The organism is Angustibacter sp. Root456, from assembly GCF_001426435.1.
Classification (GTDB): Bacteria; Actinomycetota; Actinomycetes; order Actinomycetales; family Angustibacteraceae; genus Angustibacter.
In genome coordinates this window covers 220,740-238,160 of the sequence record NZ_LMER01000017.1, presented here as the reverse complement: position 1 = coordinate 238,160, position 17,421 = coordinate 220,740, and the positions used below count along the sequence as shown (strand labels likewise).

22 protein-coding genes and 1 other RNA gene are annotated in these 17,421 nt (G+C 72.5%); 13 read left to right on the top strand and 10 right to left on the bottom strand.

Annotated features, from left to right (window positions below; translation table 11 throughout):
• The first annotated feature begins 221 nt into the window (after nucleotides 1–221).
• From ASD06_RS12260 to ASD06_RS12230, 7 genes are all read left to right on the top strand, one after another.
• Entirely contained in the window at nucleotides 222–1,175 is a 954-nt protein-coding gene (locus ASD06_RS12260; protein WP_056677786.1) for a hypothetical protein, read from the top strand.
• A gap of 70 nt (nucleotides 1,176–1,245) precedes the next feature.
• Nucleotides 1,246–2,355 (top strand): chemotaxis response regulator protein-glutamate methylesterase, encoded by a 1,110-nt coding sequence (locus ASD06_RS12255; RefSeq protein WP_056677783.1) that lies wholly within the window; start codon nucleotides 1,246–1,248, stop codon nucleotides 2,353–2,355.
• Nucleotides 2,352–3,188, top strand: a complete 837-nt coding sequence (locus ASD06_RS12250; RefSeq protein WP_056677780.1) for a protein-glutamate O-methyltransferase CheR — start codon at nucleotides 2,352–2,354, stop codon at nucleotides 3,186–3,188. Before ASD06_RS12255 ends, ASD06_RS12250 begins: the two co-directional genes overlap by 4 nt.
• A complete protein-coding gene (locus ASD06_RS12245) occupies nucleotides 3,188–3,574 on the top strand; it encodes a response regulator (protein ID WP_056677778.1) in 387 nt (128 codons plus the stop codon). The genes ASD06_RS12250 and ASD06_RS12245 overlap by 1 nt, the downstream gene beginning before the upstream one ends.
• Entirely contained in the window at nucleotides 3,571–4,056 is a 486-nt protein-coding gene (locus ASD06_RS12240) for a chemotaxis protein CheX (protein ID WP_056677775.1), read from the top strand. The genes ASD06_RS12245 and ASD06_RS12240 overlap by 4 nt, the downstream gene beginning before the upstream one ends.
• Nucleotides 4,053–4,415, top strand: a complete 363-nt coding sequence (locus ASD06_RS12235; RefSeq protein ID WP_056677772.1) for a response regulator — start codon at nucleotides 4,053–4,055, stop codon at nucleotides 4,413–4,415. The genes ASD06_RS12240 and ASD06_RS12235 overlap by 4 nt, the downstream gene beginning before the upstream one ends.
• Nucleotides 4,416–4,425: 10 nt before the next feature.
• Nucleotides 4,426–4,908, top strand: a complete 483-nt coding sequence (locus ASD06_RS12230) for a hypothetical protein (protein WP_056677769.1) — start codon at nucleotides 4,426–4,428, stop codon at nucleotides 4,906–4,908.
• A 39-nt stretch (nucleotides 4,909–4,947) separates the two neighbouring features.
• Here the strand turns inward: ASD06_RS12230 and ASD06_RS12225 are convergent, their stop codons facing one another.
• A complete protein-coding gene (locus tag ASD06_RS12225; RefSeq protein WP_056677767.1) occupies nucleotides 4,948–6,078 on the bottom strand; it encodes an SLC13 family permease in 1,131 nt (376 codons plus the stop codon).
• Between the two features lie 7 nt (nucleotides 6,079–6,085).
• The gene (locus ASD06_RS12220) at nucleotides 6,086–6,874 is read right to left on the bottom strand and encodes a YaaA family protein (RefSeq protein ID WP_056677885.1); all 789 of its coding nucleotides are present in this window, start codon (nucleotides 6,872–6,874) and stop codon (nucleotides 6,086–6,088) included.
• Nucleotides 6,875–6,938: 64 nt separating this feature from the next.
• On the opposite strand from ASD06_RS12220, the gene ASD06_RS12215 reads away from it, so the two are divergent.
• The 3 genes from ASD06_RS12215 (at nucleotide 6,939) to rnpB (ending at nucleotide 10,286) form a co-directional block, all read left to right on the top strand.
• Nucleotides 6,939–8,411 carry an RNB domain-containing ribonuclease gene (locus ASD06_RS12215; protein WP_056677763.1) on the top strand — a complete coding sequence of 491 codons (1,473 nt, stop codon included), beginning with the start codon at nucleotides 6,939–6,941 and terminating at the stop codon, nucleotides 8,409–8,411.
• A gap of 35 nt (nucleotides 8,412–8,446) precedes the next feature.
• On the top strand, nucleotides 8,447–9,847 hold the full coding sequence (locus tag ASD06_RS12210) for a uracil-xanthine permease family protein (RefSeq protein ID WP_056677760.1): 1,401 nt from the start codon (nucleotides 8,447–8,449) through the stop codon (nucleotides 9,845–9,847).
• A gap of 59 nt (nucleotides 9,848–9,906) precedes the next feature.
• Nucleotides 9,907–10,286: RNase P RNA component class A (gene rnpB, locus ASD06_RS12265), an RNA gene on the top strand.
• 123 nt (nucleotides 10,287–10,409) lie between these two features.
• On the opposite strand, the gene ASD06_RS19165 is transcribed toward rnpB, so the two are convergent.
• Nucleotides 10,410–10,622 carry a helix-turn-helix transcriptional regulator gene (locus ASD06_RS19165; RefSeq protein WP_056677757.1) on the bottom strand — a complete coding sequence of 71 codons (213 nt, stop codon included), beginning with the start codon at nucleotides 10,620–10,622 and terminating at the stop codon, nucleotides 10,410–10,412.
• A gap of 264 nt (nucleotides 10,623–10,886) precedes the next feature.
• Here ASD06_RS19165 and ASD06_RS12200 point away from each other — a divergent pair, with 264 nt between their 5' ends.
• Nucleotides 10,887–11,369 (top strand): hypothetical protein, encoded by a 483-nt coding sequence (locus ASD06_RS12200; protein WP_056677754.1) that lies wholly within the window; start codon nucleotides 10,887–10,889, stop codon nucleotides 11,367–11,369.
• Nucleotides 11,370–11,453: 84 nt separating this feature from the next.
• On the top strand, nucleotides 11,454–11,903 hold the full coding sequence (locus tag ASD06_RS12195; RefSeq protein ID WP_200942131.1) for an ImmA/IrrE family metallo-endopeptidase: 450 nt from the start codon (nucleotides 11,454–11,456) through the stop codon (nucleotides 11,901–11,903).
• On the opposite strand, the gene ppgK is transcribed toward ASD06_RS12195, so the two are convergent.
• The 3 genes from ppgK to map are packed head-to-tail and all read right to left on the bottom strand — an operon-like array spanning nucleotide 11,876 to nucleotide 13,756.
• Nucleotides 11,876–12,652, bottom strand: coding sequence for a polyphosphate--glucose phosphotransferase (gene ppgK, locus ASD06_RS12190; protein ID WP_056677749.1), 777 nt, complete (start codon nucleotides 12,650–12,652; stop codon nucleotides 11,876–11,878). The two genes, ASD06_RS12195 and ppgK, sit on opposite strands and share 28 nt — an antisense overlap.
• The gene (locus tag ASD06_RS12185; RefSeq protein ID WP_056677746.1) at nucleotides 12,649–12,837 is read right to left on the bottom strand and encodes a PspC domain-containing protein; all 189 of its coding nucleotides are present in this window, start codon (nucleotides 12,835–12,837) and stop codon (nucleotides 12,649–12,651) included. Before ASD06_RS12185 ends, ppgK begins: the two co-directional genes overlap by 4 nt.
• Before the next feature lie 43 nt (nucleotides 12,838–12,880).
• Entirely contained in the window at nucleotides 12,881–13,756 is an 876-nt protein-coding gene (gene map, locus ASD06_RS12180; RefSeq protein ID WP_082537976.1) for a type I methionyl aminopeptidase, read from the bottom strand.
• A 64-nt stretch (nucleotides 13,757–13,820) separates the two neighbouring features.
• Here map and ASD06_RS12175 point away from each other — a divergent pair, with 64 nt between their 5' ends.
• Nucleotides 13,821–14,006: a hypothetical protein gene (locus tag ASD06_RS12175; protein WP_056677882.1), complete on the top strand. Its 186-nt coding sequence runs from the start codon at nucleotides 13,821–13,823 to the stop codon at nucleotides 14,004–14,006.
• 13 nt (nucleotides 14,007–14,019) lie between these two features.
• Here the strand turns inward: ASD06_RS12175 and ASD06_RS12170 are convergent, their stop codons facing one another.
• From ASD06_RS12170 to ASD06_RS12155, 4 genes are all read right to left on the bottom strand, one after another.
• Nucleotides 14,020–15,315, bottom strand: a complete 1,296-nt coding sequence (locus ASD06_RS12170) for an MFS transporter (RefSeq protein WP_056677739.1) — start codon at nucleotides 15,313–15,315, stop codon at nucleotides 14,020–14,022.
• Between the two features lie 27 nt (nucleotides 15,316–15,342).
• Nucleotides 15,343–16,056 (bottom strand): hypothetical protein, encoded by a 714-nt coding sequence (locus ASD06_RS12165; protein ID WP_056677736.1) that lies wholly within the window; start codon nucleotides 16,054–16,056, stop codon nucleotides 15,343–15,345.
• Nucleotides 16,057–16,108: 52 nt separating this feature from the next.
• Complete coding sequence (locus ASD06_RS12160) at nucleotides 16,109–17,110, bottom strand: TIGR03557 family F420-dependent LLM class oxidoreductase (RefSeq protein ID WP_056677733.1); 1,002 nt, start codon at nucleotides 17,108–17,110, stop codon at nucleotides 16,109–16,111.
• An 84-nt stretch (nucleotides 17,111–17,194) separates the two neighbouring features.
• Nucleotides 17,195–17,383 (bottom strand): DUF5302 domain-containing protein, encoded by a 189-nt coding sequence (locus ASD06_RS12155; RefSeq protein ID WP_056677728.1) that lies wholly within the window; start codon nucleotides 17,381–17,383, stop codon nucleotides 17,195–17,197.
• Nucleotides 17,384–17,421: the final 38 nt, after the last annotated feature.

The following is a 17,421-nucleotide window of genomic DNA, read 5'->3' as shown; positions in this document are numbered from 1 at the left end:
TGAGCTGTCGGCCATGGCTGCCGAGCTGCGCACCCAGATCGCCCGCTTCACCTACTGACCCACCACGGCGTACAACGCAGATCACGCACGGTCACGGAGGGCGACCGAGCGCCACGACGGCTTGCCGATCGGGTACCGCGTCGCCGTCCGGCTCGCCTGCCCTGGCCAGCAGCGGGACGCTGGTGCGGTCAACATCGGATCGGCCGGATCGGGGTGCGTCGATGACCTACTCGCTGGTCAACGCCTCAGCGTTGGGGTTCGACCTGGTCCGCCTGCCGGGTGGGCCCAACGTCGCCGAGGTGGTGGTGCGGGCCATCGACGCCGACGCTGCGGCGCTGCAGGAGCTGGCCAACGCCCACCCGGGACCCTGTCGGACGGCGTGCTGGGACGCCGCCGTCCGCGCCGCCGCGGAGCGCCCCCCGATGCGGGCGGCGCTCGAGCTCGCGGCCGACGCGATCGACCTGGCCGCCGCGGGTGACCAGCGCGGAAGCCAGGAGCTCGTGACGCGCCTGGGTGCCGCGCCGCTCGGGGACCTCCAGGCGCTCGACCGCTTCGTGCGCCGGGAGGTCCTGGACTGGACGTGGGAGACCGCCGGCGACATCGCCCTGCAGCGGCTGCGCGACCGGCTCGCGGCCGACGTCCTGGTCGACGCCGCGACCTCGGCCTACTGCGCGCAGCTGCTGGGCGACGACGACCGGCGCCATCTCGCCGCGCCCTACGTGAGCGCGTCGCGCGACGCCGTGGGCGCTGGTGCCGCTCACGCGGGGGACGCAGCAGACGCAGCAGACGCCGGGGACGCCGTCGTCGCGGTGCTGCACGAGATCACGAGCTGGGACGAGTCCGACCGCGCCGAGTGGCGCTCGGCCGTCGACCTGCTGCGCACGGGGCAGGGCGCGTGGACCTCGGCCATGCACGATGCCGGCTGGGCCGCCCACCTCGCCGGCCGGACGCGGACGGCGGCGCGCGTCCAGATGCTGGCGGTCACGGCGTTCCGGACGGCGGGCTTCAACGCCACAGACGCCGCGCGCGGCTCCTGGAACGCCCTGAGCGGCGTGCTGCAGGCGCTGCTCGTCATCGACCTGCTCGGTGACGACGAGACGGGCACGCTGCTCGCGCCGTGGCACCTGGCACGTGGGGGGCGTCCGGGCTCAGGTCGGCGTCCGGGCGACCGATAAGCAGGGTGCCGCACCCTCAGCCCCGTGACCAGCACGGCGGCGGTGCGGCACATCCTGTGAGGAGCCCCGGGTGCCGCCTGTGCGCGTGCTGGTCGTCGACGACTCCGTCGTCGTGCGCCGACTGGTCACAGACGTGCTGGCGTCGGACCCCGAGATCGAGGTCGTCGCCACCGCGTCCAACGGCCGACTGGCGCTGAACCGCCTCGACCAGGTGGCACCCGACCTGGTGACCCTCGACATCGAGATGCCCGAGCTCGACGGCATCGCGACCGTGCGCGAGATGCGCGCTCGGGGTAACCGCGTGCCGGTCATCATGTTCAGCACGCTCACCGAGCGCGGGGCCACGGCCACGCTCGACGCCCTCGAGGCCGGTGCGAGCGACTACGTCACCAAGCCGGCCAACGTCGGCAGCATCTCCGAGTCGCTGGAGCAGGTGCGTCAGTCGCTCGTGCCCAAGATCAAGGCGCTCGTGCCGAGGCCGCAGAGCGCGGGTCGCTCGACGACCCTGCCGCTCCAGGCTCCGGCCCCGGGTCTGCGCCGGCCGTCGACGTCCGGACCGGTCGTGCTGGCGGCGCGGCCCGCGCGCTCGGCGCCCTTCCGGGCGCTGGTGATCGGGTGCTCCACCGGTGGTCCCGACGCCCTCACGCGCCTGCTGAGCGACCTGCCGACTGACCTTCCGGTGCCGGTGGCGGTCGTGCAGCACATGCCACCGGTGTTCACCAAGCAGTTCGCCATGCGGCTCGACCGCACGCTGCCCTTCCGCGTGGTGGAGGCCGAGGCGGGTCAGGTGCTCGAGCCGGGGTGGGTCTACGTCGCCCCCGGCGACCACCACCTGGCCCTGACGTCGTCGGGTGGTCGCGTCGTCACGGCGATCAACCAGGAGCCGCCCGAGAACTTCTGCCGCCCCGCCGTGGACGTGCTGTTCCGCAGTGCCGCCCGCGTGTACGGGCGCGACGTGCTCGCGGTCGTGCTGACCGGTATGGGTACCGACGGCCGGCGGGGGAGCCAGGACGTCGTGACAGCCGGCGGCAGCGTCGTCGTCCAGGACGAGCCGACGTCGGTGGTGTGGGGCATGCCGGGAGCGGTGGCTCAGGCCGGCGCCGCCGAGGAGGTCCTGCCGTTGGCTGAGCTGGCTCCGGCCATCACCCGACGGCTGACTCGGGCCGGTGAGCTGCGATGACCATCGCGCCGGACTCGTTCGGCTTCGTCTGCGACCTGGTGCGCCGTGAGAGCGCCATCGTGCTGGAGGCCGGCAAGGAGTACCTGGTCGAGTCCCGACTGCTGCCGCTCGCGCGGGCCCAGGGCGACGCCGACATCGACGCCTACGTGGCCCGGGCTCGGCGTTCCCCGCACGGGCCCGTGGTGCGCGAGATCGTCGAGGCCCTCACCACCAACGAGACGTCGTGGTTCCGCGACAGCGAGCCCTTCGTGGCGATGCGCACCAAGCTCGTGCCCGAGCTGGCGGCGGCCCGGTCGACGTCGCGCCGCCTGCGCGTGTGGTCGGCCGCCTGCTCCAGCGGCCAGGAGCCCTACAGCATCGCCATGAACCTGCTCGACGCGCCTCAGCTGGCCGGCTGGCGGCTCGAGGTGCTGGGCACCGACCTGTCGCTCGAGATGGTGGAGCGCTGCCGCAACGGTCGCTACAGCCAGCTCGAGATGAACCGCGGCCTGCCGGCGTCCGAGCTCGTGCGGTGGTTCGAGCGTGACGGCGCGGCGTGGCGGGTGCGGCCCGAGCTGGCGGCCGTGACGTCGTTCCGCCAGCTCAACCTCGTGCGACCGCTGGCGCCGTTGGGCCAGTTCGACCTCATCTTCTTGCGCAACGTGCTGATCTACTTCGACCTCGAGACCAAACGCGATGTGCTGCGCCGCCTGCGCAGTCTGTTGGCTCCCGACGGCTACCTGTTCATGGGGGCGAGCGAAACCACGATGGGGGTCGACGACTCCTGGGAGCGCGTGCCGATCGGCCGCGGCTCCGTGTACCGGATCAAGCAGAGCACCTGGAAGGACGGCTGATGCGAGCACTCGTCATCGACGATTCGCGGGCGATGCGTCGCATCGTCTCGCGGATCCTCGTCGACCTCGGGTACGAGGTGGTGGAGGCAGGGGACGGCCAGCAGGCGCTGGACGTCCTCAGGTCCGCAGGCCCCGTGCCGAACTTGGCGTGCGTCGACTGGAACATGCCCGTCATGGACGGCCTCACGTTCGTCACCACGGTGCGGGCCAACCGGGAGTGGCGCGACCTCACGCTCATGATGGTGACCACCGAGAGCGAGCAGTCGCAGATCGTGCGCGCGCTGGCCGCCGGTGCCCACGAGTACCTCATCAAGCCCTTCACCCCCGATGCCCTGCGCGACAAGCTGTTGCTGCTCGGGCTCGTCCCCGAGGAGGTCGGCGCATGAGCACCGCTGAGGGGGTGCTCGTCTCCAGCGACGAGCTCTGGAGCATCGTGGGCGAGGTCTGGGAGTCGATCCTCGATCACTCGGCGATGCGGGTCGACCACGCCTTCAACCTCGACGAGGCGATGACCAGTGCCGTCACGATCAGCGGCGACTGGAACGGCGTCGTCACGTTCACGTGCCCGCGAACGGCAGGCGTCGCCATCGCCCGCGCGATGCTCGCCCTCGGCCCCGAGGACGACGTGAGCGACGAGGACGTCGTGGACGCGCTGGGAGAGATCGCGAACGTGGTGGGCGGTCAGGTGAAGGCGCTGTGCGCCGGCGACAACCACCTGGGTCTGCCGCTGGTGAGCCACGGCATGGTGCTGCCTCACGCGCAGCCGTGCTGTCGGATCGGGGTGGAGTGGGCGCGACACGTCGCCCGCGTCGCAGTGTGGCGCTCGACGGCGAGCGCCGTCGACTCAGTGGATGGAGGGGCACGATGAGGATCCTGGTCGTCGACGACAGCCGCGTGATGCGGCAGATCGTCGTGCGCACGTTGCGGCAGGCCGGTTTCGGTGGTCACGAGATCGTCGAGGCCGTGGACGGCGTCGATGGGCTGGCCAAGGTCGCGGAGACCGAGCCCGACCTCGTGCTCTCGGACTGGAACATGCCGAACCTCACCGGGATCGACTTCCTGCGCGCCCTGCGGGCGTCCGGGAACGGCGTGGAGTTCGGTTTCGTGACGTCGGAGGGCTCTGACGACATGCAGGAGCTCGCGCAGAACGCCGGCGCGCGGTTCGTGATCGTCAAGCCCTTCACGCCCGAGGCGTTCGAGAACGCCCTCTCACCGGTACTGGCCTGAGGAGGCGGCGATGGGACTGCCGACCAACCAGTCGATCAAGGACCTCTTCGAGGGTCTGCTCGGTCGCGAGGTGACGCTGTCGTACGGGCGGCGGCCCGACATGGAGGCCCGGCCCGGGCCCTGCACCGCGGTGTACGTCGACGACCGCAACCAGCTGACGAGCGTCGTGGTCATGGACTTCGGGCTCACAGCCAGCGCGGGGGCCGCCCTCGGCCTCGTGCCCCCGGGCGGAGCCGAGGCTGCGATCGAGGACCGCGAGCTGCCGGAGTCGCTGCAGGAGAACGCGAACGAGCTGCTCAACGTGCTCGCCGGCACGATCAACGAGCACTCCGACGTCCATCAGCGGCTCTACCGGGTGCACGTGCCGGGCGAGACGCTGCCGGCCGACGTCGTGCCGTGGACCATCACCCTCACTGGGCGCGTCGACGTCACCGTGTCACCCAAGGGCTACCCGAGCGGCGACATCTCCATCGTCTCCGTCCTCCCCGTCTGACCCCCCGTCTGGGCCACCCTCGGCTGACCTCTGCGGTGATCACGGGCGAGAGAGGGTGAGGGCAGCGCTGCAGGCGAGGAGCAGCAGCGGCACGACCACCAGGCCCCGCAGGGCGAAGCGCCACCATGTCACCGACACACCGGCCGAGCGGCAGCGCTCGCGCCACAGCAGCGTCGCCAGCGACGCCCAGAGCGTCACGAGCGGACCGCAGTTCACGCCCACGAGCAGGGCCACCAGCCGGGTCGGTGACGCCGCGGCCGGCTCGAGCGCCAGGTAGGCGGGCAGGTTGTCGAGGCCGTTTGACGTGACGGCGCCGGCCGCGGCCAGGCGCAGGTAGGGCCAGAAGCCTTCGCCGGAACCGGCGGCGGTGGCGAGCAGCGTGCTGAGGCCGGCGCGGCCCAGCAGCGTGACCACGGTGAACAGCACGGCCACCAGCGCGACCGCACGCCACGGGAGCAGCGACCACCGCAGGGGCCGCCGGTCGCGCCACGCGAAGAGCGTCACCAGCAGCACGGCCGCGGCCGCGGCGGGCCACGCCACGTTGACCCCCGACACGAAGGCGGGAGCGAGCAGCACGCACACGGTCGCCGAGAGCACCAGCAGCAGCCGGTCGTGGGGCTCGGGCAGAGGCGGGTGCTCGTAGTGGCCCGCCAGCTCCTGACGGAACATCACCGCGAGCACCCCTACGGTGACGACGACCGCGGCCAGCGCCGGCAGCCACGTGAGGCGGACGAACCCGCCGACGTCGACGCCGAGGTCGTGCATGCGGTGCAGCGAAAGCAGGTTCGTGAGGTTCGACACCGGCAGCAGCAGCGAGGCGGTGTTGGCCAGCCACACCGTGGTCATCGCGAAGGCCGCGGTCGACACGCCGAGCCGGCGCGCCAGCGTGAGCACCACCGGGGTGAGCAGCACCGCGGTGGTGTCGAGCGACAGCACGACCGTGGCCGCCGTCGAGAGCGCCACGACCAGGGCCCACAGCAGCCAGACCCGCCCGCGGGCCACCCGCGCCGCCCGGGCGGCGGCCACCTCGAACACCCCGGCGGCCTCGCTGAGCTCGGCCACCACCGTGATGGCCACGAGGAACGCCAGCACCGGAACCACGCGGTGCGCCAGGTCGTCGAGCAGGCTCACGAGCACGCCGGTGTCGGCTGCCAGCGAGGCCGCGGTCACGGGCCGATCACGGCCGCACCACGACGTCGAGGGTCCAGGGACGCCCGGATCGCGGGGGCTCGACCAGCTCGCACTCGAACGCCCCACCGAGCCCGGCCCCTACTGCGGCAGCCAGCGCGCGGGGCGTGCGCGGCTCGGCATCGGCCTCCAGCAGCTGTCGGACGACGAGCCCGCGGGTGTGCTTGGCCATGTGCGACACCACGGTGCGCTCGCCGTCGACGTCCTGGAGCACGCGGACGCCCACTGTCCGCCGCGCGATGGACGCAGGGGGTTGCCAGGCCGCCTGGTAGGTCGACGACCGGCAGTCGACCACCAGACCGGAGCCCGCTGCGGCGTCGAGCACGCCGTCGAGACGGGCCCGCCAGAAGGTCGCCAGTGGGCCCACGCCCGGCAGCGTCGTGCCCATCGACAACCGGTAGGCGGGGATGCGGTCGCCCCACCGCACGGCGCCCCACAGGGCCGACACCACCACCAGCCGGCGCATCGCCCGACGGCGGCCGGTGGCCGAGAGCGTCGCGGCATCCAGCGCGTCGTAGAGCACGCCGCTGTAGATCTCTGACGCCGGGGCCGCAGGAGCGGTCGCGAGCGAGGTGTTGGCCGCGACCTCGCCGGCCAGCGACGCGCCCACGCCGAGGACGGCGAGGGCGTCGGGCCGGGCGCTCACCTGCTCCAGCGCGTGCAGCACCTGCTGGCGAGCGGGCGTGAGCTCGGGCCACGACAGACGCTCGAGGGCGAGGCGGCCCCGGCGCGCCGACGGGCGGGACTTGCCTTCCGAGGGCGGCAGCAGCACCAGCACGCAGGGAGCGTAGTCGCGCCGTTCCACGATGCCCTCACCGGCCACCGTCGTTAGGGTGACGCGCATGGCTCAGCGACGTGTCCGCCTCCGCGTCGACCACGAGCGTGCGGCTGCGGCGCACCTCGACGCGGTGTTCGACTCCATCCGCGCCGAGCTCGGTGTGCCCCAGGCGTTCCCGGATGACGTCCTCGACGCCGCGCGCACGGCCGCGGCCGATCCGGACGTGCCGACCGGCGACCTCACCGACGTCGCGTTCTTCACCATCGACCCGGCCGGCTCCACCGACCTCGACCAGGCCATGGCCCTCGACCGCGAGGGCGCAGGCTTTCGCGTGCGGTACGCGATCGCCGACGTCCCGGCCTTCGTGGCGCCGGGTGGCCCGATCGACCTCGAGGCGCGCCGCCGGGGCCAGACCCTCTACGCGCCCGACCGCCGCACCCCCCTGCACCCGCCGGTGATCAGTGAGGACGCCGCCAGCCTGCTGCCCGGCCAGGTGCGGCCGGCGTTCGTCTGGGACCTGCGGCTGGACGGCGACGGCGAGCTGCGGGGCGCCGACGTGCGCCGCGCCATGGTGCGCAGCGTCGACCGGCTCGACTACGACTCGCTGCAGGCCGAGCTCGACGCCGGCCGCGTCGACGAGCGGATCGCGCTGCTGCGTGAGGTCGGCGAGCGGCGGATCGCCCTGGAGTCGGCGCGCGGCGGGGCCAGCCTGCCGATGCCCGAGCAGGAGGTCGAGCTCGACGACGGCCACTACGTGCTGCGTTGGCGGCCGCCGTCGCAGGTCGAGGACTGGAACGCCCAGATCTCGCTGCTCACCGGCATGGCCGCCGCCGACATGATGCTCGCCGGTCAGGTCGGCATCCTGCGCACCATGCCCGACCCCGACCACCGGGCCGTGGCGCGCTTTCGCCGTCAGGCCGTGGCCCTGGGCGCCCGTTGGCCGGCCGAGCAGGCGTACGGCGACTTCCTGCGCGGCCTCGACCGCAGCAACCCCCACCATCTCGCGCTGATCCACGAGGCCACGGCGCTGTTCCGAGGGGCCGGCTACACGCCGTTCGACGGTGCGGTGCCCGAGACCACCGGGCACGCGGCCGTGGCCGACCAGTACGCCCACGTCACCGCGCCGCTGCGCCGGCTGGTCGACCGGTTCGGGTTGGTGGTGTGCGAGGCGCTGTGCCGCGACGCCGACGTGCCCGGCTGGGTGCGCGAGGCCCTGCCCACGCTCGCCTCGGCCATGGCGACCTCCGACCAGCAGGCCGGCCGGCTCGAGCGCGCCTGCACCGATGCGGTCGAGGCGGCCGTGCTGGCGCACCGGGTCGGCGACACGTTCGAGGCGGTCGTGGTGGACGTCGACGGACGAGCCGATGCGGCGAAGGTCGGCGAAGTCCCGGACAGCAGCACGGGCGGCGTCGTTCAATTGACCGAGCCGCCGGTGCTGGCGCCCGTGACGGGTGACGTGCAGCTCGGTGCGACACTGCGCGTGCGCCTCGCAGCGGCGGACGTCGACCAGCGGCGCGTGGAGTTCACCCCGGCCTGACCCAGAACGGCCGGACGAGCAGAGCGGATCCGCCCGTGACGTTGGAGTTCAACGCCCGCAAGTCAGGTCGTCACCTGCGCGAGCGACCGGTCGTCCTGCCTGAGCAGCGGCTGTCGTGGCCGCGCACGATCGGGTTCGGCGCGCAGCACGTGGTCGCGATGTTCGGCGCGACGTTCCTCTTCCCGGTGTCGATGGGCCTCGACCCGCAGCTGGCCATCATGACCAGCGGGGTGTCGACCATCCTGTTCCTGCTCATCGTGCGCGGGCGCGTGCCGAGCTACCTCGGCTCCTCGGCGGCGTTCGTCGGCGGTGCGGCGGCGATCTACAACCAGGGGGGCCGGGAGGCGGACGTCACCGGGTCGATCCTCGTGGCCGGCGTGGTGCTCGCGCTGGTGGGAGTCGTCATCCACTTCCTCGGCGCGCCGGTCGTCGAGGCGGTGCTGCCACCGGTGGTCACGGGCGCCGTCGTCATGCTCATCGGCCTCGCGCTCGCGCCGCTGGTGGGGCAGAAGTTCTGGCCGCAGGATCCCTGGGTGGCGTTCGCGACGATGGTGTTCGTCACCGTGCTGCTCGTCGCTGGGCGCGGCACCTTCGGGCGGATGGCGGTGCTGATCGGCCTGGTGTTCGGTTACGTGCTGTCGTTCGTGCTCGACCGGCTGACCGGGCCGATCAACTCGATCGACCCCAACACCCTCACCCTGCGCACCCGCGACCGCGTCAACTGGTCGCGCCTGCACGACGCGCCGTGGATCGGCCTGCCCCCGCACACCGGAGGAGTGACTTCCGACGGCACGCCCATCGTGGGCTGGCACCTGCCGCAGTTCCACTGGCTGTTCGTGCTGCTCGTCGTGCCGGCGGTGGTGGCACTGGTGGCCGAGAACCTCGGGCACGTCAAGGCGGTGTCGCAGATGATCGACCGCGACCTCGACCCGTACGTCGGCCGCACGATCGCCGCGGACGGCATCACGACCGTGCTCGCCAGCGCCGTCGGCAGCGCGCCGACCACGACCTACGCCGAGAACATCGGCGTCATGGCGGCGACCAGGGTGTACTCGGTCGCGGCGTACTACGTCGCGGCGGTGATCGCGATCGTGCTCGGTCTCAGCCCGAAGTTCGGCGCGATCATCGAGGCCACGCCGGGCGGTGTCATCGGCGGTATCACCGTGGTGCTGTACGGCATGATCGGCCTGCTGGGGGCCAAGATCTGGCTGGTCAACAGGGTCGACTTCGGGGAGCCGGTGAACCTCGTGCCGGTGGCCGCCGGCGTCGTCGTGGCCATCGGAGGTGGCATCTCGCTGAAGTTCGGTGACAACTACGCCTTCACCGGGATCGCGCTCGGCAGCGTGGTCACCATCGGCGGCTACCACCTGGCGCGCTTCGCCGCCGTCCTGGTCGGCACCGCCCCGCCGAAGCCCCGCCGCCGCCGTCTGCGCTGACCGCCGCCACCGAACCCTTTCCGCCACCCAGGCCGCGGGCGCTACGATGACCCCGCGGACGAGTCAGCCAGGCGGCCGCGTCACCGGTTCGTCCGGTGCCGAGGAACGTCCGGGCTCCGCAGGGCAGGGTGGTGGGTAACGCCCACCCGGGGTGACCCGCGGGACAGTGCCACAGAAAGTAGACCGCCGGGCCGGTTCGCCGGCCCGGTAAGGGTGAAACGGTGGTGTAAGAGACCACCAGCACCCCCGGTGACGGGGGTGGCTCGGTAAACCCCACCCGGAGCAAGGTCAGACAGGGAGCGTTCGAGGGCGGCCCGCCCGAGCTCCCGGGTAGACCGCTGGAGCGGGCCGGCAACGGTCCGCCGAGATGGATGGTCGCCACCCGCGCGCGGGTGACCGCGCGCGGGGACAGAACCCGGCGTACCGGCTGGCTCGTCCGCACCTCGAGCAACCGGCTGCCGGGGTGTCGTCAGCGTAGTGAGAAGCGGACGGCGGAGCCGGCCGTGGGGGAGACCACCGACTCCGCCGTCCGCGGCTTAGGGGGTGAGTGCCGCTGTGCGAATCAGGGGCGTTCGACGAACAGGTCGAGCACGTCGGCGTCGAGTCGCTTGGCGATCCGGACGGCGAGCTGCGGGCTGAGCGAGCGCATCCGCCCGCTCTCGAGCAGGTAGATCGTGGTCTGCGAACACGGCCGACACAGGTACGCCAGCTCGCGCTGGCTGAGCCCGCGCAGCTCACGTACCCGACGGATCGTGGCGGCGTCCCTGACCTTCATCCGGCCCCCTTCGGCTGGTTCCCCACGCGCGACATCGACGGCGGACATGTTGCCCGATCCGGACACCGCTGACAAACGGCAGGCATGGCAATACAGAATAGTTGTCAGGGTGACAACCACCCCTTCATGATCGGGCCGCAGGTCAGTCGCGGTGTGCGGCGGCCGCTGCGGCGCGGGGCTTGTCAGCGCCGGCTCGACGTAGCCATCGCGACGGTGAATGGCTGGCCCGGAGAACGCCACCGCGAGTGGCCGGAGAGGACGACTGTGAAGAACGCTCGGCACCTGCAGCAGCTGGTCGACCGACGGCTGAAGGAGCTCGGCGACCACCGCGGGCCGATGCCCACGCGCCGCGCCGCCGCCCGCTCGGAGGGCAAGATCTCGTACGAGACCTTGCGGCTGCTGAAGCTGGGCCGGCACTCCGGGTCGATCACGCTGGAGACGGCGGAGGGTCTGGCCCTCGCGCTGGACCTGCCGCTGCAGGACATCCTCGAGGTGGCCGGGCAGCGCATCCCGCAGGGCCCCTTCGAGCTGCCCCGCCGGGCCGACACCCTCACCAAGGCCGAGCGCGCCGTCGTGCTCTCGGTGATCGACGCCATCCTCGACGCCGCCGAGAAGGAGCGGCCGACTGACGAGGAGCTGCGCGCCGTGGCGAAGGGTGCCCGGCGCGCCGGGGGTTCGGCGGCCGGCGCGCGCAAGGCGACTGCCACGGCGCAGCGCGTGCGCAGGGGCGACGAGCCGCAGCGGTAGCCCAGCCGGCCGCTGTCAGTGCCGGCCGCGACCATCGTCAGGTTCCCGGCACTCGGCCGGGCGCCGGGTGCGGTGGAGGTGCGGGTGTCGTGGGCGAGCGATCGGCGCAGGCGCACGGCGTGGTCGCCGTGGGCGGAGCTGGCCCGGCGTCCGGACATCTTGCTGCACCGCTGCCGGCTCGACGAGGGCCGGGGATGGTGGTGCCCTGACGAGCGGGTGATCCTGCTCGACGACCGGCTCGACCGGCGCGCCGCCCGCTGCGTGCTCGCGCACGAGCTGGGGCACGTCGTCCTCGGGCACACCGGCCTGCCGGACGTCACGGGCGCCGACCGGCTCTCGGCGCGGGCCGAGGTGGCCGCAGACCAGTGGGCGGCCCGGAGGCTGGTGCCGCGCCCCGAGCTGCGGCGCGCGCTGGCGCTCTATCCCGACGACGAGGCCGCAGCGGCCGCCGAGCTCGACGTCACTGCGGAGATGCTGCGCGTGCGGTTGACGGACGTCGTGCGTCGTCAGGGCCGGCTGCCGCGCTCCTCGTAGGCGAGCAGCGCCGCCCCGACGATGCCGGCCTGGTTGCGCAGCCCGGCCGGGATGATGGGGGCCCGCAGGTGCAGCAGGGGCAGGAACTTGTCGGCCTTGCGGCTGACGCCACCGCCGACGACGATCAGCGACGGCCACAGCAGGTCCTCGACCACGCCGTAGTACCGCTGCAGGCGCTCGGCCCACTCCTCCCACGACAGATCCTCGAGCTCGCGCGCCGACGCCGCAGCCCGCGACTCGGCGTCGTGGCCGTCGATCTCGAGGTGGCCCAGCTCGCTGTTGGGCACGAGCCGGCCGTCGAGCAGCAGGGCCGTGCCGATCCCGGTGCCCAGGGTGGTCACGAGCACCAGCCCGCGCTGGTCGCGGGCGGCCCCGAAGCGCGCCTCGGCCACGCCGGCCGCGTCGGCGTCGTTGACCACGTGGACGTCCCGGCCCACGCGCTCGCTGAGCAGGGTGTCGGCGTCCGTGCCGATCCAGGTGGGGTCGATGTTCGCGGCGCTGCGCACGATGCCTCGGGTGACGACGCCGGGCACCGTGACACCGATCGGCCCGTCGCCCAGCTCGTCGGCGAAGTGCCGCGCGATCTCGCCGACCACGTCGGCGACGGCGGACGGCGTCGCAGGTTGGGGCGTCTCGATGCGCAGCCGGTCAGCCGTGAGCGCGCCGGTGCGCAGGTCGACGGGGGCCCCCTTGATGCCCGAACCGCCGACGTCGATGCCGAGCGCCGCGGGGTGCGCCTCGCCGCTCACTCGGCGTCCTGCGGCATCACGACCCACAGCACGAGGTACACCAGCACCTGCGGTCCCGGCAGCAGGCACGAGAGCACGAAGATCAGCCGCACCGTGCCGGCGCTCAGGCCGAAGCGGCGCGCGAGGCCGGCGCACACACCGGCGATCACGCGGCCGCGGCGGGGACGGCTCAGGGAGCGGGTCATCAGGTGCCTCCGAGGCGGTGGACGGTGGGGCGGTGAGCGGCGCTCACGGCAGGGTCAGGATCTCGGCGCCGGTGTCGGTGACCAGCAGCGTGTGCTCGAACTGCGCCGAGCGCCTGCGGTCGTTGGTGACGACGGTCCAGCCGTCGTCCCACATCTGCCACTCGTGCGTGCCGAGGTTGAGCATCGGCTCGATCGTGAAGGTCATGCCCGGCTCGATGACGTCGCTGTAGTGCGGTGCCGCGTCGTAGTGCGGCACGACGAGACCGGAGTGGAACGCGGTGCCGATGCCGTGCCCGGTGAAGTCGCGCACCACGCCGTACCCGAAGCGCTTGGCGTAGGACTCGATCACCCGGCCGATGACGTTGATCTGCCGGCCCGGCCGCACCGCCTTGATGCCGCGCATCATCGCCTCGTGGGTGCGCTCGACGAGCAGTCGCGACTCCTCGTCGACGTCGCCCACCAGGTAGGTGGCGTCGGTGTCGCCGTGCACCCCGATGCCGTCGATCGTGACGTACGCGGTGATGTCGATGTTGACGATGTCGCCGTCCTCGAGCCGGCGGTCGTCAGGGATGCCGTGGCACACCACCTCGTTGACGCTGGTGCACAACGACTTGGGGAAGCCGCGGTAGCCGAGCGTCGACGGGTACGCGCCGTGGTCGAGCAGGAACTCGTGACCCACGCGGTCGATCTCGTCGGTGGTGACGCCCGGCGCGATCACCTCTGCAGCCGCCGCCATCGCCTGCGCCGCAAGGCGTCCGGCGACGCGCATGCGCTCGATGATCTCCGGGGACTTCACCTCCGGGCCGGTGAAGCGCTCCGGGGCCGGCTGGTCGACGTACTCGGGCCGCACGATGGACGCCGGCACCGGGCGCCGGGGCGAGATCCTGCCGGGAGTCACGCTGGCCAGGGTGGTCGACATGCCGTCGAGTCTAGGTGGGCGCCGCAGGATGCGCGTCGCGGCCGCAGGCGGCAGGATGCGCGACATGGGTGAGTACTACTTCAACACGCGCACCGGCCAGGTCGAGGAGATCGCGGACAAGAGCCAGAGCAAGGACCTGCTCGGCCCTTACGCCACCCGGGCCGAGGCCGAGCAGGCGCTGGAGTCGGCGCACCAGCGCACCGAGGACTGGGACCGCGAGGACCGCGAATGGCGCGGCGACGACGAGTGATCCCTGCGCCGGCTCAGGCCGGCTCCGACATCGGCCCGCTCACCTCACCGGCCGCCGCGCGGCGCTCGCGCTCGCGCACCGCGTGCTCGTCGGTGCGGGCGTCGTAGCGCCAGAAGCTGCGCAGCGAGGCCGCGGTCGCCGCCACCCCGACGACGCAGAGTGCTCCGCCGCTGACGATCGACGCCCGCACTGACGTCAGGTCGGCGACGATGCCGCTGCGCGCCTGCCCGCCGAGGGGGCCGAGGGAGTACGACAGCATCTCGATGCCGGCCATGCGGCCCCGCATGGTGTCGGGGATGGTCTGGTGCCACACGGTGCCGCGGAAGATCGCGCTGATCGAGTCCGCGCCACCCGCGACGGCCAGCAGCACCACCGCGATCCAGATCGACGGCGCCAGGCCGGCGAGCGCGACCGCGCCGCCCCAGCACATCGCGGCGATCACGATGGCGCGCCCGTGACGCGTGACGTGCGCAGCCCAGCCACTCGTGGCGCTCGCGACCAGCGCTCCGACGGTCTCGGCGGTGTAGAGCGCCCCCAGCAGCTCAGGACGGTGGAACACCTGCGACGCCAGCGCCGGGAAGAGCACGACGGGGACGGCCATGAACATGGCGACGAGGTCGACCAGGTACGTGCCGAGCAGGTCGCGGCGGCCGACGGCGTACCGGATGCCCTCGAGGATGCCGGCGAGGCTGGGTGGCGTGCTGTGCTCGGACGGCGGGTAGCGGCGCAGCGCGAAGAACAGCGCGGTGGCCACCACCAGGCCGGCGACGTCGACGCCATAGGCCCAGGCCGCCCCCGGGCCGGCCAGCAGCAGGCCACCGATGGTGGGACCGATGACCGCGCCGACCTCCATGCCCAACGACGACAGCGCGACCGCCGACGACAGCAGGTGGTGCGGCACGACGCGGGGGATCAGTGCCTCGCGGCTGGGACGCTGCAGCGACTGCGCCACCGAGAGCAGCGCAGCCACGACGTAGATCAGCCACACCTGAGGGCGGGAGACGGCGGCGTTGGCGAGCAGCACCGTCGTGAGCGCGATCTGGGCCAGGCCGGTGACCACGAGCATCGCCCGGCGGTCGACGTGGTCGGCCAGCGCACCGCCGTACAGCCCGAACACCACGAGGGGCACGAGCTCGACGAGCCCGACGGCGCCGACGGCGAAGTTGGAGCCGGTGAGGTGGTAGAGCTGGAACGGCACGGCGACGTAGGTGACCATGCCGCCGACGTAGAAGACCGTGCCGGCCGACAGCAGCAACCGGAAGTCGCGCGACGCCCGCAGCGGCGAGACGTCGACGTGGAACTTGCTCACTGACCGGTACTCACTGACATCACTGACTCACTGACCCGTGTTCTGCCGGGGCGAGGGTCCGCTGATCAGGTCGATGAGGTGGCCGAGCCGGTCGCGCCACCCGCGGCGGCCGCCCACGGGCGGCAAGCCGGCCGCCGCGCTGACGAAGTGCTGAGCGAGGTCGAACGAGGCAGGCAGGGCGAGCCCAGCCAGTACCTCCGGCGGCAGTCCGCGATCGTCGTCCTCGTTGATGGAGAACAGCGGCCGCGCGGCTCGCGGCGCGTGAGGCAGCAGCCCCTCGGGCACCACGAGCCCGCTGCTGCTCACGGTCATCCGCTCGTGCGCCAGCGATCCCAGCTGCTCGTCGCCGCCGTCGAGGGCCAACACCGTCGCGCCGATCCGCCGGGCGTCGTCGACGCGCTCGAGCAACGGGTCGGGGGCGGCGTCCGGGGCGACGACGAAGACGGTCTCGCCGCGGCTGACCTGCTCGAGCCGGCCGAGGCCGATGGTGAGGTGGTCGGGAGCCTGCTCGGGTGGGTTCCAGCGCACGAGCTGTGGCGCGATCTGGGGCAGCGCGTTGAGCCGCGCCTCGTCGTCCAGATGGGCCGCGAGGTGCCAGGGCTCCACGCGCGGCGTCCCCACGAGCAGCAGGTGCCCGGGGCCGGGGGTGCTGCGCACGGCCCGGCCGAGCTCGCTCGCCCGCGACCACCAGCTCGTGTGGACGAGGGCGTCGCGCAGTGCGGCTACGCGCTCAGAGTCCATGGGCTAGATCCTGCCACCTGGCCCCCGGGCGCTTCTCGTCGATTTCACCCGATCAGCGGTGCAGCTTGGGCAGGACCTGCTCGCCGAAGACGCGGATCCAGTCCTCCTGGTTGCGTCCGACGTTGTGCAGGTAGACGCGGTCGAAGCCGAGGTCGACGAACTTCTGGATGGCGGCCCGGTGCACGTCGGGGTCGGACGAGATGACCATGCGGCCCTCGAAGTCCTCGGGTCGCACCAGCTGGGCCATCGCAGCGAAGTCGTGCGGGCTGCGGATGTCGGCCTTGCCGAACTTCATGCCGCCGTTCGGCCACTCCGTCATCGCGTTGGTGAGCGCCTGCTCGTCGGTCTCAGCCCACGACAGGTGCAGCTGCAGCACCTTCGGCATGGAGTCGGGGTCCTTGCCGGCCTCGCGCGCGCCCTCGGCGAACTTGCCGAACAGCCCGTCGATCTTCTCGAGCGGGGCCCCCACCGTGATCATGCCGTCGGCGAACTTGCCGGTCTTCTTGGCGTTGATCGGCCCGGCGGTGGCCACCATGATCGGCGGTGCCTGCTCGGGCATGGTCCACAGGCGCGTGGTCTCCATCTTGAACCACCGGCCGTCGTGCTTGACGTCCTTGCCCTCGAGCGAGGCGGTGAAGAGCTTGTTGATGAGCTCGATCGCCTCCCACATGCGCAGCGAGCGCTCGCCGGCCTCGGGCCAGTAGCCCGGCACGATGTGCTCGTTGAGCGCCTCGCCGGTGCCGAGCCCGAGCCAGGAGCGGCCTGGGTACATCGCCTCGAGCGTCGCCGCCGCCTGCGCCACGATCGCCGGGTGGAACCGGAAGCTCGGGCAGGTGACGCCCGGGCCGAGGTCACCACGCGTGCGCTCGCCCACGGCGGTCAGCACGTTCCAGACGAAGCCCGCCTGGCCCTGCTGCGGCACCCAGGGCTGGAAGTGGTCGGCTGCCATGCAGCCCGAGAACCCGTGCTCCTCGGCGAGTGCGGTGAGGCGCACGCACTCGGCGGGGTGGAACTGCTCCAGCATGGCGGCGTAGCCGACGGTGAGGTCGCTCATGGCCCCGACGCTAGTGCCTGCCGCCGACGCCGGACACGTCAAGGTGAGTCATGCCACGGTTCGAGCCTGCCGGGGCCGGACCCCTCAGCCGCCGGACTTGCGGCGGAACTGCCGCTGCGCCTTCGCCGGGCCGGTGTGGGCGTGGACGACGGAGTCCGGCCGATCGCCCTCGTGCTCCTCGTGCCGACCGTTCTTGCGGGCCAGCGCCTCCCGGAACTTGGCCTTCACGTCGTCCGAGGCGCCCTGGCCCGAGTTCTTCGACTGTCCGCTCATGCCCTCATCCTGCCTTGTCTCACGGTGAGAACCCCAGT

Coding starts and splice junctions, on each gene's coding strand:
- ASD06_RS12165 (WP_056677736.1), bottom strand. CDS start 16,056: ATGGACTCTGAGCGCGTAGCCGCACTGCGCGACGCCCTCGTCCACACG.
- ASD06_RS12215 (WP_056677763.1), top strand. CDS start 6,939: ATGGCTCAGCGACGTGTCCGCCTCCGCGTCGACCACGAGCGTGCGGCT.
- ASD06_RS19165 (WP_056677757.1), bottom strand. CDS start 10,622: ATGAAGGTCAGGGACGCCGCCACGATCCGTCGGGTACGTGAGCTGCGC.
- ASD06_RS12185 (WP_056677746.1), bottom strand. CDS start 12,837: ATGACCCGCTCCCTGAGCCGTCCCCGCCGCGGCCGCGTGATCGCCGGT.
- ASD06_RS12235 (WP_056677772.1), top strand. CDS start 4,053: ATGAGGATCCTGGTCGTCGACGACAGCCGCGTGATGCGGCAGATCGTC.
- map (WP_082537976.1), bottom strand. CDS start 13,756: ATGTCGACCACCCTGGCCAGCGTGACTCCCGGCAGGATCTCGCCCCGG.
- ASD06_RS12155 (WP_056677728.1), bottom strand. CDS start 17,383: ATGAGCGGACAGTCGAAGAACTCGGGCCAGGGCGCCTCGGACGACGTG.
- ASD06_RS12160 (WP_056677733.1), bottom strand. CDS start 17,110: ATGAGCGACCTCACCGTCGGCTACGCCGCCATGCTGGAGCAGTTCCAC.
- ASD06_RS12240 (WP_056677775.1), top strand. CDS start 3,571: ATGAGCACCGCTGAGGGGGTGCTCGTCTCCAGCGACGAGCTCTGGAGC.
- ASD06_RS12250 (WP_056677780.1), top strand. CDS start 2,352: ATGACCATCGCGCCGGACTCGTTCGGCTTCGTCTGCGACCTGGTGCGC.
- ASD06_RS12245 (WP_056677778.1), top strand. CDS start 3,188: ATGCGAGCACTCGTCATCGACGATTCGCGGGCGATGCGTCGCATCGTC.
- ASD06_RS12230 (WP_056677769.1), top strand. CDS start 4,426: ATGGGACTGCCGACCAACCAGTCGATCAAGGACCTCTTCGAGGGTCTG.
- ASD06_RS12260 (WP_056677786.1), top strand. CDS start 222: ATGACCTACTCGCTGGTCAACGCCTCAGCGTTGGGGTTCGACCTGGTC.
- ASD06_RS12175 (WP_056677882.1), top strand. CDS start 13,821: ATGGGTGAGTACTACTTCAACACGCGCACCGGCCAGGTCGAGGAGATC.